Below are 16,007 nucleotides of genomic sequence, written 5' to 3'. Positions count from 1 at the left end.
ACATAAACACGGATTAATCAGCGCGTTCGCCATTAAACGAACAGACAGCTACCATGCTTGCCGCAGAATCAATCAGAATTGACCATGCAACTTGCCCGATGATTCCGAGACTAACCAAGACAATTCATTAAGGAGCGTAGGAAAAATGGAAGCAGCCACTGAGAATCAGGGCCGTATTCTGCTTGTGGACGACGAGTCCGCCATCCTCCGCACCTTCCGGTACTGTCTGGAAGACGAAGGCTACAGTGTCGCCACTGCCAACAGCGCAGCGCAGGCGGACACATTGATGCAACGTCAGGTCTTCGACCTGTGCTTTCTGGATTTGCGTCTGGGCGAAGACAACGGTCTGGACGTTCTGGCACAAATGCGAATTCAAGCGCCGTGGATGCGCGTCGTCATCGTGACGGCGCACTCTGCAGTGGACACGGCGGTGGACGCCATTCAGGCCGGCGCAGCCGATTACCTGGTCAAACCCTGCAGCCCGGACCAACTGCGACTGGCGACCGCCAAGCAGTTGGAAGTCCGGCAGTTGTCGGCCCGTCTGGAAGCGCTGGAAGGCGAGATTCGTAAACCCAAGGACGGCCTGGATTCTCACAGCCCATCGATGATGGCGATTCTGGAAACGGCCCGTCAGGTCGCCGTGACCGACGCCAACATTCTGATTCTGGGCGAGTCCGGCACCGGCAAGGGCGAGCTGGCACGAGCCATCCACGGCTGGAGCAAGCGGGCCAAGAAATCCTGCGTGACCATCAACTGCCCCTCGCTGACGGCAGAACTGATGGAAAGCGAACTGTTCGGCCACAGCCGCGGGGCGTTTACCGGCGCCAGCGAAAGCACCCTTGGCCGAGTGAACCAGGCCGATGGCGGCACGCTTTTTCTCGACGAAATCGGCGATTTTCCCCTGACGTTGCAACCCAAGTTGCTGCGCTTCATTCAGGACAAGGAGTACGAACGTGTCGGCGACCCGGTCACGCGCCGCGCCGATGTGCGCATCCTGGCGGCGACCAACCTGAACCTGGAAGACATGGTTCGCAGCGGACGTTTCCGTGAGGACCTGTTGTATCGCCTCAACGTCATTACCCTGCACCTGCCTGCGCTGCGCGAGCGCAGCGAAGACATTCTGACCCTGGCCGACCGCTTTCTGGCCCGCTTCGTCAAGGAATATGCCCGCCCGGCACGAGGCTTCAGCGAAGAGGCACGCGCCGCGCTGCTCAACTATCGCTGGCCAGGCAACATTCGCGAGCTGCGCAACGTCATCGAGCGCGCCAGCATCATCTGCCCGCAGGAGCGCGTAGAGATCAGCCACTTGGGCATGGCCGAACAACCCGTTAACAATGCGCCTCGCGTCGGAGCAGCGCTGAGCCTGGACGAGCTGGAGAAGGCGCATATCGGTGCCGTTCTGGCAACCAGTGACACACTCGATCAGGCGGCCAAGACATTGGGTATCGATGCCTCGACGCTGTATCGGAAACGCAAGCAGTACAACTTATGACTGACCTCACATGAAACTGGCCATGAAGTTGCGCACCCGCCTGTTCCTGAGCATTTCGGCGCTGATCACAGTGGCGTTGCTCGGATTGCTATTGGGTCTGGTCAGCGTGATGCAGATGGCCAGAACCCAGGAGTCGTTGATTCAGCACAACTTCGGCATTCTGGACCTGGGCCTGAAACTGCGGCAGAACCTTGGCGATCAGCTGGTCTTGATGACCGGGTCGGAGCGCAACGAGGCGCTGCTCGAAAAAACCCAGAATCAGTTCCAGGAGTTGCTCGATGAAGGTTCGGGGCAGGACACGCAGCAGAACGTGCGCACCGGCTTCGAGAAAACCCGCACGGACTATCAGCGCTTTATCGAGGCCTGGCGCCGATTGGGCAGCGATCAGCGGGGTATTCGTGGCAATCCGGAGCTAAGCGACAGTTTCGACACATTGCGTAATGGGCTGCTGGACGTACATCGCCAGGCGCTGGAAAACATCAGTAATGCCGAGATCAACTCCAGAGAGCGTGCCTTGTGGATTGCCGGGCTGCTCGGGCTGGTCGGACTTGCGGTGTTGTGCATCGGTTTTGTGACAGCCCATGGCATCGCACGACGCTTTGGCGCGCCTATAGAGGCACTGGCCAAGGCGGCCGATCGAATCGGGCAGGGCAATTACGAAGTCACGCTGCCTATTTCCTCGGCGGCCGAAATGAACCTGCTGACCCGGCGCTTCGGCATCATGGCCGAGGCGCTGCGACAGCATCAGGCGACCAACATTGATGAACTGCTGGCAGGCCAGCAGCGCCTGCAGGCGGTTCTGGACAGCATTGACGACGGCCTGCTGATGATTGACCGGCAAGGCCGGCTGGAACACCTCAATCCTGTGGCCCAGCGCCAACTGGGCTGGGACGAGAGCCGGCTCGGGCAGACCCTCGGCGCGGCACTGGAACGACCGGAGCTGGATGAACAGCTGCACCTGATTCTGCGCGGCGGCAGCCTTGAGCGCGCCCCTGAAGACCTCTCGATCGAAATCGACAATGAATCACGCCTGCTGACCTACAGCATGACGCCGGTCAGCCACACCAAAGGGCATATTCTGGGTGCGGTGATGGTGCTGCACGACGTCACCGAGCAACGAGCGTTCGAGCGCGTACGCAGTGAATTCGTCCTGCGCGCCTCACACGAACTGCGCACGCCAGTCACAGGCATGCACATGGCGTTCGGGCTTCTGCAGGAAAGGCTGCATTTCTCGCCCGATTCCCGCGAGGCCGATCTGCTCAACACCGTGACCGAAGAAATGCAGCGTCTGATGCAACTGATCAATGACCTGCTGAATTTCTCGCGTTATCAGAACGGCCTGCAGAAACTCAAGCTGGGGCCGTGCTCGATTGAAGAGCTGCTCGAAGAAGCCAAGGCGCGCTTCGATGGACAGGCTCAAGAGCAGGGCATCATGCTGATGCTCGACCTCCAGGAGCCCTTGCCTCGTTTGCATGCCGATCGCGCGCAACTGGAACGGGTGCTGGACAACCTGCTGGACAACGCACTGCGCCACACGCCGGAAAACGGCCTGATCCGCTTGCAGGGCAAACGCCACGGCGAGCGCGCGATCATCAGCGTCGAAGACAACGGCGAAGGCATCGCCTACGGACAACAGGGGCGGATTTTCGAGCCTTTCGTTCAGGTCGGACGCAAGAAAGGCGGCGCAGGTCTGGGGCTGGCGCTGTGCAAGGAAATCGTCCAGTTGCACGGCGGACGCATGGGTGTCTATTCAAGACCGGGGCAGGGCACGCAGTTCTACATGGCGTTACCGCTTTGATCCGACAGGCGCGCGTCTTTACTGACGTCATCTGCTGAAGCAACACACTGTTTTGTGGGAGGCGCCACCACGTCTTCGACGTAGCGCTGTCGCGCAGCAAACACCGGGCGTCGTGGGAAACACCGGGCGTCGTGGGAGCGGACTTGTCCGCGAATGCAGTGTTTCAGCCACCGCATATGCGTCGGATGTACCGGCCTTTTCGCGGACAAGTCCGCTCCCACAAAATCCAGTTTCTTCAGTGACTTATGGGTTGTTTGTGGGTTGTTTGATAAGAGTTGGCCTGTCGGTGAGCCCGTCCACGTGCGCTTCAGGCCCCTGCACTCAGGCCACGTCATCCTTGCGTCTGGATGCGTTACGTCGGCCGCCGGTCACCCGTTCAGCGAACTTCACTGCACTGAGCGGCCGGGCGAACAGCCAGCCCTGGCCATAGATAACGCCCTCGCTCTTGAGCAGCGCAGCCTGGGACTCGAACTCGATCCCTTCGGCGATGACCTTCAGGTTCAGCGCATGTGCCATGCGAATGATATGCGGCGCAACGCCACTGCTGGCGGCGTCGTAGCCAAGCGCATCCACAAACGCCTTGTCGATTTTCAGGCAGTCCACCGGCAGGGTCTGCAGGTACGCCAGGCTGCAGTAGCCGGTGCCAAAATCATCGATCAGCACCTGATGCCCTCGATCACGCAGCATTTGCAAATGATTGCGCGCCATCACCACATCAATCAGCCCTCGCTCGGTCACCTCGAACGCGATCTGCCGCGCCGCCACCCCGTGCAGCGCCAGAAGCCTGGCCGTTACGCGCCCGATGCGCGCTGACATGACGTCGCAGGCCGCCAGATTGATCGAAATGTATAAATGCGGGTTAGCCCGTAGCAAGGGGCCCAACTGCTCCAACGATTGCCTGAGCACAAAATCGGTGATCTGCCGGATCTGTCCGGTGCTTTCCGCCATCGGTATGAACAGGTCGGGGCTGGTCAGCGTGCCGTCCGGCCGGTGCCAGCGCACCAGCGCTTCAGCGCCGACACACAGCCGCGTCTCAAGGTTGAAGATTGGCTGATACAGCACCTTCAGTTCGTTGCGTCGCAGGGCGGCCTTCAGTTCGGCGCCCAGCGAGGTACGTTGATGCAGCATCTGAAACGTCAGCGCGCCGATGCACAACGACGCCAACAGGCTGGCCGGCACCAGCAGCCACCACGCGCCCGTGACTTCTGCGAGCAGCCCGTTGCGTGGCGTTATCAACACTAACTGATACTCGGGGCTCTGCGTGGCCATGCGGTAGATCAGCTGCGCGGGCGTGGTCAACAGCGGCGCGCTGCCCTCGAGCCACCCGCCCGAAACCGGCCACGCCTGCGCGGGGCCTAAAACCGGTATGGCGCGAGCGCCGTTATCCAGCACCACCAGCAGGCTGCCACCCGCTGGAAGATCCACCACATCGGTCAGGTGTCCTCGAGATGTCGAAACCCTGAAGTCACCCCGGCCCAACACCAGCGCCGCCAGGTTGTCGTCCGGCTGTGCAGAGGTGTTGAGCCAGTAATCATAGGTAGGGCCGCGAATATCCGGCGCCCGGATCCGGGCCTGCGGTCTTTTCGGTGCCCAGTTTGAGCAGGTGCGCGAATCTCCGACAAAAGTCGCCTCGTAAATGAAGCGATGACCGGAAATGACTTCTCGCAGACGGCTGACCATTTCCGGGCTGCAGCGGCGCAGGGGTTGATGTTCCAGCTGATCCAGCCCGGACCTTAACTGGCCGAACAACTGTTCCAGCCTGACCAGAAAACGCTCGCCCTGGGCATTCATCTGCAGGCTTTCGTTTTGCCGCGCCTGATGCACTGCCAGCGCGAAGCTGCCCGACAGCAGCACGGCTGCGCTCAATAGCGTAGCCAGCGATACCAGCAGCCAGGGGCGGGAGAAAAGGGTGTAAGAGCGGGTTTGAGCGGTCAGCATCTGAGGATACTCTCTGGGAGTACCCATCAGTTATAGCAACTGGCGCGCAGATAGCTCGCCGGATAAACCGGCGGCCTTGCACTCAGTTGGCTCGGTTGAGCACCTGCAGAATGGCGGCGCTCTGTGCGTCCGGCTCGCCGTCGAACCGCTCAGGGCGGTAATGCATCTGGAAAGCGGTCAGGACCTGCCGTGTAGCCACGTCCAGCTCGCCAGTCTGAGGCGTTGTATAGCCCAGGCGTGCCAGTTGTTGCTGGAACCAGCCAATGCCTGGCAGGTTGTTCATCAGCGCCGCCTGACGCTGCGCCACCAGCCGCTCGTCAGGCCAGATGCCAAGGCCCTCGGCAGCCAGACGTTTCCACGGGAACAGCGGCCCCGGATCGAGCTTGCGTGACGGCGCTATATCGCTGTGCCCGATGATGTGTCTGGGGTCGATTCTGTTGCGTTTGACGATGTCTTTGAGCAGTACCTTGATCGACTGATACTGCGCCTCGGTGTACGGATACCACAGGCGGCCTGTCGGGGTGTCGGTATAACCCGGATTCACGATCTCAATCCCGATGGAGCTGGAGTTGAGCCAGGTCCTGCCGTCCCACTCACTCTCGCCGGCATGCCAGGCGCGGGCGCTTTCATCGACCAGCTTGTAAATGGTTGCCGGGTCGTCATCACCGATCAGGTAATGACTGCTGACCTCGCCATGGGTGAGCAATTGCAGGGATTGCTCCAGCGACGTCGAGGTGTAGTGCATCACAACGTACTGGATACGGCCGTCGAAATTGGCCGAGGGATGGCTGGTGTCGAGCCTGGGGCCGCTGGAGCAGGCGGTCAGGACCAGCAGAAGAAAGGCAGAGAAATACAGCTTCATGGGATCAGACTACGTCCACGGGAAATGCAACATCATAACAAAAGACACAGAAATAGCTCATGTGACACGCAGCCCGTTCAAGTCCGGATGTGTACGTCAGCCCTGTTCGACCTTGTTCCGGCCATTTTCCTTTGCCCGATACAACGCCTGATCGGCGCGCTTGATCGCCACGTCGCTGCGCTCGCCCGTCCGCAAGGCCGTTACGCCCATGGAGACGGTGATGGTGACGCGCTCGCCCTTGAAATGAAACGGGCACAGCTCGACCGCCTGGCGTAAATCTTCCAGCAGCACCAGGCCCGCCGTCACGGGGGTGGCAGGCAACAGCACGACGAACTCCTCACCCCCGAAACGCGCCAGAAAGTCACCGGGGCGCAGGCGCTTTTTCAGCACACTGGCGACGATTTTCAGCACCTTGTCGCCTGCCAGATGCCCGTAGCCGTCGTTGATACGCTTGAAATGATCCAGATCCAGGATGCCAACCAGCAGGCTGTTCTTGCGCTGCTGCCACAGGCCGATTTCCTGTTCGAGCCGCTCGCCCCACGCCGCGCGGTTCGGCAACCCGGTCAGCGGGTCGAGCAGCGCCTTCTGCCGCTGCTCTTCCAGATTGGTCCGAAAACCCAGCGCTTCCTGCTCCATGCTCGCCACGCGGGCGGCCAGGCTTTGCAACCGTGAGGCAACCTCCTGCTCACGCTCGTCCCGGGAACGCTGGTAATGGTCCATGGTGCTGAGCAGACCTTCCAGACGGTTATCCAGCACTTGCTTGAGGCTGGGCAGATCGGAGGCGTCCTGCACGCTGCTTTGCAGCCCGCCGACCTGTTCGCGCAACTGCTCGTTGAGGACACGCGCCGTGGAGCGGTTTTCAGCGTGATCTTCGCTGGCGGCCTGCAGATGACTCTGGAAGGACTCGAGCCGCTCGTTCAATTGCTTGAGGTAGATGCCGAATTCCTGCTGCCCGCCATTGTTGATGGCCAGCATGAGGACAGCCAGATCGTCGAGGATCGGCAGGAGTTCGTACCAGTTCAGCCCGTGCTTGAGGCGTAACTGCATGGCTTCGACCTGAGGCCGGTAATGCTCCGACAAGGTCAGGTCAGCGAGCAGGCCCAGCAGGGTTTCTTCGATGTGCGCGGCCACCGAGCTGTAGCTGGGCTCGGGGGCCGAGGGCAGGGCATAGCCCTCTTCGCCCTCGGGGCTTTCGTCTGCCTCGGCTTCGTCCGTTTCATCCGACGACTCGACCACCGGACTGGCAGGCTGTTGCTGATAGGGAACCGTCGGTGTCGGCGTCACCAGGCCTTCGATCGGCGTCTCGCTGCGCACGGGTGCAGAAGCCGGCGCAGCCAGTGGCGCGGGCAGCGTATCGACCGGCAACGGCGTGGGTTCAGCCACCGGAGTGGCTGGCGCAGGCACCTCAGGCGTTGACAGGGGCGTTTCAACCGGGGCCATAACGGTGGCTGGCGGGGCAGATTCGGCAACCGGATCGGCGAGCCTCCCAGCCTCGGCAGCCGGGATTGGCGTGGCGGTTTTTTCCTCGTCCTCGTCAGGTTCGGAGCGCGACTCGGCCTGCGGTGGATGAGGGGTAACAGCATGCGGCTCGGCAGGCGCTTCGGGACGCGTTGCGTCAGGATGAGGATGACCCTCGCCATGCTCTTCACGAGCGCCGAACAGGCGTTCAAGCAATCCGGGTCGATGGCCTTCTTCGGTTTTCTCCAGAAGGGTCAGAGCCTTGCCCTGCAATCCGCTCAGTTCACTGAGCAACAACGGCAGTTCGCGGGCCTGGGAAGCGCGCTCTTCGAGTTCCTTGGCAAAGCGCTTGAGCGGTTTACGCACCTCACGGGGCAGATCCAGTGCCTGCAACTGCGTGACCAGTGCGGTCAACGCCGTTCCGATTTGCCCGACCCGCACCTCACGACGATGTTCGGAATCCAGCACCGCCTTTTCAAGACGGGGAATCAGTGCCGCCAGCCCGGCATCCATGTCGTCCTTGCGCACGATTTCGCGCATTTCCTTCATGCATTCATCGACGGCCCGGTCCGAGCCCTCTGCCGCCAGGCTGCTGCGCACCAGGCCCCGACGCAGCAGGTCGAGCCGCGCCTCCCAGCGCTTTTCGAGCCTATCCTGCTGTTCGATTCCCTTGAGGTACTTCTCTTTCCAACGCTCCGCGTCGTCGCTCATGCAAGGCTTCCACCAGAAGGCACAGGCAACGAGTCCCCACGCAGTGACGCAGGCAGGCGAATCTCGACAGCAACCGGCAGGTGATCGGAAATGGGCTGAGCCAGCACCTGCACGCGTTCGAGCGTCAGGGTCGGGCTGAGCAGAATGTGATCAAGACAGCGTTGCGGCCGCCAGCTGGGGAACGTCGCTTCGATCTGCGGCGCGAGCAGGCCCAGGTCCCTTAGCGGCGAATGCTCCAGCAGATCATTGGCGTGGGTGTTCATGTCGCCCATCAACACCTGATGGCGGTAGCCGCCGATCAGTTCACGGATGTAGGCCAGTTGCCGGGTTCGGGTCCGCGTGCCCAACGCCAGGTGCATCATGACCACTACCAGCGCGTCATCCCCTTCGCCGAAGCGCACCAGAATCGCACCACGCCCCGCAGGGCCGGGCAATGGGTGATCTTCGATCCTGGCCGGACGCAGACGGCTCAATACACCATTGCTGTGCTGAGCAAAGCGACCCAGGTTGCGATTGAGTTGTTGATACCAGTACGGAAAAGCACCCAGCTGGGCCAGGTGCTCGACCTGATTGACGAAGCCTGAGCGCATGCTGCCGCCGTCGACTTCCTGCAGGGCAACGAGATCGAAATCGTGAAGCAGCTCACCGATTTTCTTCAGGTTGCTCGCCCGCCCCACGTGCGGCAGCAGGTGCTGCCAGCTGCGGGTCAGGTAATGCCGGTAACGCTCCGTGCTGATACCGACCTGGATATTGAAACTGAGCAGCCGCAGCCTGCCGTCTTCCGGCAAACCGCTTTGCGTCAGATGATGTTCGTTGACCCGCGGATCATGCAGGCCAACGACTCGCTCTGTGCCCTTACCCCAGCGGCCCATGAGCGGCGCTTACTTCGCGGCCTTGGCAGCCGCTCGCTCTTTGGCGATCAACTGGTCGGCAACCTGCAGGGCCGCTTCCGGGCCACCGGCAGAGCCGAGGTCGAAGCGATACTTGCCGTTGACGATCATGGTCGGAACGCCGGTCACTTCATACTTCTTGGCCAGTTCCTTGTACTGCGCGATCTTGCCCTTCACCGCGAAGGAGTCGAACGTGCTCAGGAATTTTTCCTTGTCGACACCTTGAGTGGCGACGAAGTCAGCCATGTCGTTCTTGTCGGTCAGACGCTTGCCACCTTTCTGAATCGCATCAAACACAGCGGCGTGAACCTTGTGCTCTACGCCCAGGGTGTCCAGGGTGATGAACAGCTGACCATGGGCATCCCATGGGCCACCGAACATGGCTGGAATACGCACGAAGTTGACGTCCGATGGCAGTTTTTCAACCCATGGATTGATGGTCGGCTCGAATGCGTAGCAGTGCGGGCAGCCATACCAGAACAGTTCCACGACTTCGATCTTGCCGGGTTGTGCAACCGGCACAGCGCTGCTCAGCTCGACGTATTGCTTGCCTGCCTGGATGGGCTCGGCAGCTTGAGCGGACATACCGAACAGACTGGCGGCAACCAGCGCGGCGCTGATGATCAGATTACGCATGCTTTACTCCTGGACAGATTGAGTCGCCTTCGAGCGACGGTGTTTTCGACCGAACGCGAAAGCTTGAGTTCGTTAGTGTAACGCTGGCGACCGCAAAAAAGGGCAGCCGTGGTGGCCCTTTTTGCAGACGGCGTGAAGCAGGTCATGCCCAGGCCTGCAATTTCCACGCTTCAGTGGAGACCCTGAATGTAGTGCGCCAGCGCTTCAATATCCTGTGTGCTCAGCCTGGCCGCAATGGCACGCATCACCATGGTGTCGCCGTCATTGGTCCGATCACCCTCACGGAAGGCCGTCAGCTGCTTCTTGATGTAATCGGCATGCTGGCCGCCAAGATGAGGAAAACCTGCCTGGATATTGCCGGCGCCATCAGGCGAGTGACAGCCGGTGCAGGCGGGCAGGCCCTGATCCAGCCTGCCGCCCCGGAACAATGCTTCGCCCTTGGCCACCAGATCCGGTGACGCCGCGCCGATACTGCCTTTCTGACCCGCATAGAACGCGGAGATGTCGGCGAGATCCTGATCATCAAGGTTATTGAGCAGGCCGGTCATTTCCACGACCACGCGCTTGCCGTCCTTGATCTCGCGCAGTTGCTTGAGCAGGTAGCGCTCGCCCTGGCCTGCCAGTTTGGGGAAGTTGGGAGCCGGACTGTTGCCGTCCGGGCCATGACAGGCACCGCACACGGCGGTCTTTGCCTGTCCGGCAGCGGCATTGCCCGCCGGATCGGCAGCCTGGGAAGAGGCGCATATGCCCAGGGCCAGCAGCAAACTCACGAGTAATGTGTTCATCAGGTCATCCGATCAGCCAAGGGGGTGAAAAGTCGCGTAGCCCATGACTTGCTCATCCAGAAGGATAGTCGGCAAATCGCGGCCACTGCTGTCCTTGCACATTCCACACAGCGCAACGGCATCGCCTTTGATCCTGTGACAACTGCTTGAAAGCCCGATGACTCAGCAAAAACCTTTCAGGTTGAAAGCGGACTGCGTTCTAATGCGCATATTGATCTCGCTCAACTGTGCAGGCTCCCATCGGGAGACGAAAGCACACACAAAAGTTGCGGCATTATATACTCGCGCTACCCAAACGGAAACGACACCCTTGCCACACGCCTTGCAGGCAGGGCCTTCACCGGAAATCACATGCAACTCAAAAACCCCATCCTCGGTCTGTGCCAACAGGCCACTTTCATGCTCAGCGCCGCCAAGGTCGACCAATGCCCCGACGACGAAGGGTTTGAAGTCGCGTTTGCCGGTCGTTCCAACGCGGGCAAGTCCAGCGCGCTGAACACCCTGACCCACGCCAGCCTGGCACGTACATCCAAGACGCCGGGACGCACCCAGTTGCTGAACTTCTTTGGCCTGGACGAAGATCGCCGCCTGGTCGACCTGCCGGGCTACGGCTACGCCAAGGTGCCGATTCCGCTCAAACAGCACTGGCAGCGTCACCTGGAAGCCTATCTGGGCAGCCGCGAAAGCCTGAAGGGTCTGATCCTGATGATGGACATCCGCCATCCGATGACCGACTTCGACCTGCTCATGCTGGATTGGGCCGTGGCGAGCAAGATGCCGATGCACATTCTGCTGACCAAGGCCGACAAACTGACCTACGGCGCAGCCAAGAACACGCTGCTCAAGGTTCAGTCGGAGATCCGCAAGGGCTGGGGTGAAGCCGTGACCATTCAACTGTTCTCGGCCCCCAAGCGCATGGGCCTGGAAGAAGCCTACACCGTGCTGGCCGACTGGATGGAGCTGGAAGACAAGGCACCTGCCGAGTAAATCGCAGGCAAAAAAAACCCCGGACTTCGTATGGGGAGGGGGAAGTTCGGGGTCTAAGGCCGGACCTTAGGGTGAGATCCGGATATCTGCCAACACTTAACACAACATAGGAGCATGACTGGCTTGTCAGCCAATCGTGTGTTCTGACTCCTGTCTGGACGGTTAAGTTCCAGCGATGAAGAAAAGTTCACATTTCCTACAACGTTTGGCGAAATTGATGACAACTTCGCCACTACGCCATCAATGCGCCTCGTCCCAGTTGTTGCCCACACCGACTTCCACCAGCAGCGGAACCGCCAATTCTGCGGCGCTGCTCATGTGCGGACGAATCTGGGTGCTGATCTGATCCACCAGGTCTTCACGCACCTCCAGCACCAGTTCGTCGTGCACCTGAAGGATGACCCGCGCGTCCAGACCGGATTCGTCCAGCCAGCCGTTCACGGCAATCATCGCTTTTTTGATGATATCGGCCGCCGTGCCCTGCATCGGCGCGTTGATCGCCATACGCTCTGCGCCTTTGCGCAGTGAAGGGTTCTTGGCATTGATGTCAGGCAGGTACAGGCGACGACCGAAAATGGTTTCGACAAAGCCCTGTTCCGCCGCCTGAGCCCGCGTGCGCTCCATGTAATCGAGCACGCCTGGGTAACGAGCGAAGTAGCGATCCACATAAGCCTGCGACTGCTTGCGGTCGACGCCAATCTGCTTGGCCAGACCAAAGGCGCTCATGCCATAGATCAGACCGAAGTTGATCGCCTTGGCGCTGCGGCGCATGTCGTTGGTGACGTTCTCCAGCTCGACGCCAAACACCTCGGCTGCCGTGGCCCTGTGTACGTCCAGGTCGTTGCGGAAGGCGTGCAGCAAACCTTCGTCCTGGGCCAGATGCGCCATGATCCGCAGCTCGATCTGCGAATAGTCGGCCGCCAGCAGCTTGTAGCCCTTGGGCGCGACGAACGCCTGCCGGATACGACGGCCTTCAGCGGTACGAATCGGAATGTTCTGCAGGTTCGGATCGCTGGACGACAGACGCCCGGTCACAGCCACGGCCTGATGATAGGAAGTGTGAATACGGCCCGTGCGCGGGTTGATCTGCTCAGGCAGGCGGTCGGTGTAGGTGCTCTTGAGCTTGCTCATGGAGCGGTATTGCATCAGCACCTTGGGCAACGGGAAATCCTGCTCGGCCAGCTCGGCGAGTACCGCTTCGGCCGTGGACGGCTGACCGGTCGCGGTCTTGCTGATGATCGGCATGCCCAGCTTTTCATAAAGAATCACGCCCAACTGCTTGGGCGAGCCCAGGTTGAACTCCTCACCGGCGATGGCGAAGGCCTCGCGTTCCAGCGCCGTCATCTTGTCGCCCAGCTCCACGCTCTGGATGCCCAACAGGTTGGCATCCACCAGCGCGCCCTGACGCTCAATACGCGCCAGCACCGGCACCAGCGGCATTTCGATGTCGTTCAATACAGGCTGCAGGGTCGGAATCGCAGCCAGTCGGGCCTGGAAGACTTCGTGCAGACGCAGGGTCAGATCAGCCTCCTCGGCGGCATAGATACCTGCCTGCTCCAGGGCAATCTGATCAAATGTCAGCTGCTTGGCACCTTTGCCCGCGATGTCCTGGAAGTTGATCGGGGTGTGCGTGAGGTACTTGGCCACCAGGCTGTCGCGGTCATGGCGAGTGGCGGTGGAGTCCAGCACGTAGGATTCCAGGATCGTGTCGAACCTGACGCCCTGCAGGTCGATGCCCTGGGCCTGGTCACCGCCCAGCGCACAGTTGGCGAGCAGATTGATCGCAAACTTGGCGTGCTGACCCACCTTGATCTTGTTCGGGTCCTCAAGCAGCGGCTTTAGCGCCTTGAGCACGGTGTCGCGATCCAGTTGCTGCGGCACGCCCATGTAGGAGTGAGTCAGCGGGATGTACGCCGCTTCGTGGGTCTGGATGGCAAACGACAGGCCAACCAGTTGCGCGCGTTGCGCGTCGGTGCCGTTGCTTTGGGTGACGATGGCAAACAGTGGCGCAGCTTCCAGCTTCTTGAGCCAGGCGTCGAATTGCGCCTGCTCCAGAATAACGTCGTAAGCGGCTTCCTTGACCACCACAGGCTCTTCTTCGACCGCCAGCTCCTGCCCGGCGCGCTTGGCATCACGTTGCAGGTCCTCGATCCAGCTCTTGAACTCAAGCTCGGCGTACAGCTCCATCAACGCCTCGCGATCTGGCTCGCCGCAATGCAGCTGGTCCAGTTCGATATCCAGCGGCACATCGATCTTGATGGTGGCCAGTTCGTAGGACAGAAACGCCATGGCGCGATGCTCTTCAAGCTTGGCGGGCAATGTCTTGGCGCCACGGATCGGCAGGGCCGCGACCGCGTCAAGGTTGCCATACAGCTCGTTCAGCCCGCCGCCCACGCCGACCAGCAGACCGACGGCTGTTTTCTCGCCCACGCCGGGAACGCCCGGAATGTTGTCGACCTTGTCGCCCATCAGCGCGAGGTAGTCGATGATGTGCTCAGGACCGACACCGAATTTCTCTTTTACGCCAGCCACGTCCAGCACGCTGCCCGTCATGGTGTTGACCAGCGTAATGTGGCCGTCGACCAGTTGCGCCATGTCCTTGTCGCCGGTGGAGATGATCACCGGACGATCAGCCGCCGCGCTGCTGCGCGCCAGTGTGCCGATCACGTCGTCTGCTTCTACGCCTTCAACGCACAACAGCGGATAGCCCAGGCCTTTGACACAGGCGTGCAACAGATCGACCTGCACGCGCAGGTCGTCCGGCATGCTGGGGCGATTGGCCTTGTACTCGGCATACAACGTGTCGCGGAACGTGCCGCCTTTGGCATCGAACACTACGGCAAACGGGCTGTCCGGGTACTGCCGACGCAGGCTCTTGAGCATGTTCAGCACGCCTTTGACGGCGCCGGTCGGCAACCCTTTGGACGTGGCCAGTGGAGGCAGTGCGTGAAAGGCGCGATAGAGGTAAGAAGAACCGTCCACCAGGACGAGGGGTGCTTGGCTCATGAGCAGAATCAACCTTTTCGGCGGGGTCGGCGCTAGAATGCGAGGACCATTGACGACAAAGGGACAAGGTTATCATGCGCAAGGCAAATCGACTGTTGTTGACCGGCTTGTTGGCACTCTGCCCTTTGGTTGCGATGAGCGCCGAAGAGTCGCCCTCGGCGGCCCCGGACGTCACGATCCGCACCGACGGTGACAAGACCATTCAGGAGTACCGCCAGAACGGCTTTCTGTATGCGGTCAAGATCACCCCCAAGCATGGCAAACCCTATTTCCTGGTGCGCGCCGATGGTACAAGCCCCAATTTCATTCGTTCGGACCAACCGGACATGCTGATCCCGCAGTGGGAAATATTCAGCTGGTAACACCCTAAATTCACTTATTGCTGGCAGTCCTGATATGTCCGTTTTTACCCCACTGGCTCGGCCCGAGCTGGAAACATTCCTCGCCCCCTATGGGCTCGGCCGTCTGCGTGACTTTCAAGGCATTGCCGCCGGTAGCGAAAACACCAACTACTTCATCAGCCTGGAGCAGGGTGAGTTCGTTCTGACGCTGGTCGAACGCGGACCGGTGCAGGAGATGCCGTTTTTCATCGAACTGCTGGACGTGCTGCACGACGCCGACCTGCCCGTGCCTTACGCCTTGCGCACCACCGACGGCCAGGCGTTGCGCGAGCTGGCAGGCAAGCCGGCCCTCCTGCAGCCGCGCCTGCCGGGCAAGCACATTAGCCAGCCGAACACGCAGCATTGCGCTCAGATCGGTGAGTTGCTGGCCAATCTGCACCTCGCAACACGCGATCACGTGCTGGAACGCAAGACCGACCGCGGCCTGGACTGGATGCTGAGTGAGGGCCGCAATTTCCTGTCGCATCTGGGCGAAGAGCAAAAAACACTGCTGGACACATCGCTGCAGGAAATCGAAGACCTCAAGTCGCAGATCCTGGCGCTGCCACGCGCCAACCTGCACGCAGACATGTTCCGCGACAACGTATTGTTCGAAGGCACGCACCTGACCGGACTGATCGATTTCTACAATGCCTGCTCGGGCCCCATGCTCTACGACCTGGCCATTGCGCTGAACGACTGGTGCTCGCGCGAAGACGGCCAGATCGACCCGGTGCGCGCTCGCGCGATGTTGGGTGCCTACGCCGCCCTGCGGCCGTTCAATGCGGCGGAAGCCAGGCTGTGGTCAACGATGCTGCGTGTGGGCTGTGTGCGTTTCTGGCTGTCACGTTTGATCGCGGCAGAAACCTTCGCCGGACAGGACGTGCTGATCCACGACCCGGCAGAATTCGAACAGCGCCTGGCACAGCGGCAGGAAACATCCATACCGCTGCCGTTTGCGCTGTAAACGATCGCTAAATGATCATGCACACGCTCTATACGCAGGCAAAGGACCGTGGGAGGCGGCTTGCTGGCGATGCGGTTTCGGAAGCGACATATGGGTG

Annotated in this window: 11 protein-coding genes and 2 pseudogenes; 5 read left to right on the top strand and 8 right to left on the bottom strand. The window is 60.7% G+C overall.

The window, feature by feature from the left end:
- Positions 1–145 precede the first annotated feature (145 nt).
- On the top strand, positions 146–1,492 hold the full coding sequence (gene algB, locus BUB69_RS22025; RefSeq protein ID WP_073170468.1) for a sigma-54-dependent response regulator transcription factor AlgB: 1,347 nt from the start codon (positions 146–148) through the stop codon (positions 1,490–1,492).
- A gap of 10 nt (positions 1,493–1,502) precedes the next feature.
- Entirely contained in the window at positions 1,503–3,290 is a 1,788-nt protein-coding gene (locus tag BUB69_RS22020) for a KinB sensor domain-containing domain (protein ID WP_073170464.1), read from the top strand.
- 321 nt (positions 3,291–3,611) lie between these two features.
- Here BUB69_RS22020 and BUB69_RS22015 read toward each other — a convergent pair whose 3' ends face one another.
- From BUB69_RS22015 to BUB69_RS21990, 7 genes and pseudogenes are all read right to left on the bottom strand, one after another.
- A complete protein-coding gene (locus tag BUB69_RS22015) occupies positions 3,612–5,228 on the bottom strand; it encodes an EAL domain-containing protein (RefSeq protein WP_073170460.1) in 1,617 nt (538 codons plus the stop codon).
- 82 nt (positions 5,229–5,310) lie between these two features.
- Positions 5,311–6,090: an N-acetylmuramoyl-L-alanine amidase gene (locus BUB69_RS22010; protein ID WP_073170457.1), complete on the bottom strand. Its 780-nt coding sequence runs from the start codon at positions 6,088–6,090 to the stop codon at positions 5,311–5,313.
- Between the two features lie 96 nt (positions 6,091–6,186).
- Positions 6,187–7,371 (bottom strand): annotated as a pseudogene (locus BUB69_RS29725) (GGDEF domain-containing protein); the annotation flags it as partial.
- Between the two features lie 326 nt (positions 7,372–7,697).
- Positions 7,698–8,259, bottom strand: a pseudogene (locus BUB69_RS29720) (hypothetical protein); the annotation flags it as partial.
- Positions 8,256–9,131 carry an endonuclease/exonuclease/phosphatase family protein gene (locus tag BUB69_RS22000; RefSeq protein WP_073170451.1) on the bottom strand — a complete coding sequence of 292 codons (876 nt, stop codon included), beginning with the start codon at positions 9,129–9,131 and terminating at the stop codon, positions 8,256–8,258. The gene BUB69_RS22000 and the pseudogene BUB69_RS29720, both read right to left, overlap by 4 nt.
- A 9-nt stretch (positions 9,132–9,140) precedes the next feature.
- The gene (locus tag BUB69_RS21995) at positions 9,141–9,785 is read right to left on the bottom strand and encodes a thiol:disulfide interchange protein DsbA/DsbL (protein ID WP_073170448.1); all 645 of its coding nucleotides are present in this window, start codon (positions 9,783–9,785) and stop codon (positions 9,141–9,143) included.
- A 170-nt stretch (positions 9,786–9,955) separates the two neighbouring features.
- The gene (locus BUB69_RS21990; RefSeq protein ID WP_073170445.1) at positions 9,956–10,570 is read right to left on the bottom strand and encodes a c-type cytochrome; all 615 of its coding nucleotides are present in this window, start codon (positions 10,568–10,570) and stop codon (positions 9,956–9,958) included.
- Between the two features lie 351 nt (positions 10,571–10,921).
- On the opposite strand from BUB69_RS21990, the gene yihA reads away from it, so the two are divergent.
- The gene (gene yihA, locus BUB69_RS21985; RefSeq protein WP_073170442.1) at positions 10,922–11,557 is read left to right on the top strand and encodes a ribosome biogenesis GTP-binding protein YihA/YsxC; all 636 of its coding nucleotides are present in this window, start codon (positions 10,922–10,924) and stop codon (positions 11,555–11,557) included.
- Positions 11,558–11,797: 240 nt separating this feature from the next.
- Here the strand turns inward: yihA and polA are convergent, their stop codons facing one another.
- Positions 11,798–14,563, bottom strand: a complete 2,766-nt coding sequence (gene polA / locus BUB69_RS21980; RefSeq protein WP_073170439.1) for a DNA polymerase I — start codon at positions 14,561–14,563, stop codon at positions 11,798–11,800.
- Positions 14,564–14,637: 74 nt separating this feature from the next.
- Here polA and BUB69_RS21975 point away from each other — a divergent pair, with 74 nt between their 5' ends.
- Positions 14,638–14,925, top strand: coding sequence for a DUF2782 domain-containing protein (locus BUB69_RS21975; RefSeq protein ID WP_073170436.1), 288 nt, complete (start codon positions 14,638–14,640; stop codon positions 14,923–14,925).
- Positions 14,926–14,959: 34 nt separating this feature from the next.
- Positions 14,960–15,910 carry a homoserine kinase gene (locus BUB69_RS21970; RefSeq protein ID WP_073170433.1) on the top strand — a complete coding sequence of 317 codons (951 nt, stop codon included), beginning with the start codon at positions 14,960–14,962 and terminating at the stop codon, positions 15,908–15,910.
- The last annotated feature ends 97 nt before the right edge of the window (positions 15,911–16,007 follow it).

It is taken from the genome of Pseudomonas asturiensis (assembly GCF_900143095.1).
Lineage (GTDB): Bacteria > Pseudomonadota > Gammaproteobacteria > Pseudomonadales > Pseudomonadaceae > Aquipseudomonas > Aquipseudomonas asturiensis.
Note: the sequence above shows the minus strand (reverse complement) of the source record. Positions and strands in the feature narration are given on the sequence as shown.

Excerpts from the sequence above, each read along its gene's own strand:
- algB (WP_073170468.1), top strand. The coding sequence starts at position 146 with ATGGAAGCAGCCACTGAGAATCAGGGCCGTATTCTGCTTGTGGACGAC.
- BUB69_RS22020 (WP_073170464.1), top strand. The coding sequence starts at position 1,503 with ATGAAACTGGCCATGAAGTTGCGCACCCGCCTGTTCCTGAGCATTTCG.
- BUB69_RS22015 (WP_073170460.1), bottom strand. The coding sequence starts at position 5,228 with ATGCTGACCGCTCAAACCCGCTCTTACACCCTTTTCTCCCGCCCCTGG.
- BUB69_RS22010 (WP_073170457.1), bottom strand. The coding sequence starts at position 6,090 with ATGAAGCTGTATTTCTCTGCCTTTCTTCTGCTGGTCCTGACCGCCTGC.
- BUB69_RS22000 (WP_073170451.1), bottom strand. The coding sequence starts at position 9,131 with ATGGGCCGCTGGGGTAAGGGCACAGAGCGAGTCGTTGGCCTGCATGAT.
- BUB69_RS21995 (WP_073170448.1), bottom strand. The coding sequence starts at position 9,785 with ATGCGTAATCTGATCATCAGCGCCGCGCTGGTTGCCGCCAGTCTGTTC.
- BUB69_RS21990 (WP_073170445.1), bottom strand. The coding sequence starts at position 10,570 with ATGAACACATTACTCGTGAGTTTGCTGCTGGCCCTGGGCATATGCGCC.
- yihA (WP_073170442.1), top strand. The coding sequence starts at position 10,922 with ATGCAACTCAAAAACCCCATCCTCGGTCTGTGCCAACAGGCCACTTTC.
- polA (WP_073170439.1), bottom strand. The coding sequence starts at position 14,563 with ATGAGCCAAGCACCCCTCGTCCTGGTGGACGGTTCTTCTTACCTCTAT.
- BUB69_RS21975 (WP_073170436.1), top strand. The coding sequence starts at position 14,638 with ATGCGCAAGGCAAATCGACTGTTGTTGACCGGCTTGTTGGCACTCTGC.
- BUB69_RS21970 (WP_073170433.1), top strand. The coding sequence starts at position 14,960 with ATGTCCGTTTTTACCCCACTGGCTCGGCCCGAGCTGGAAACATTCCTC.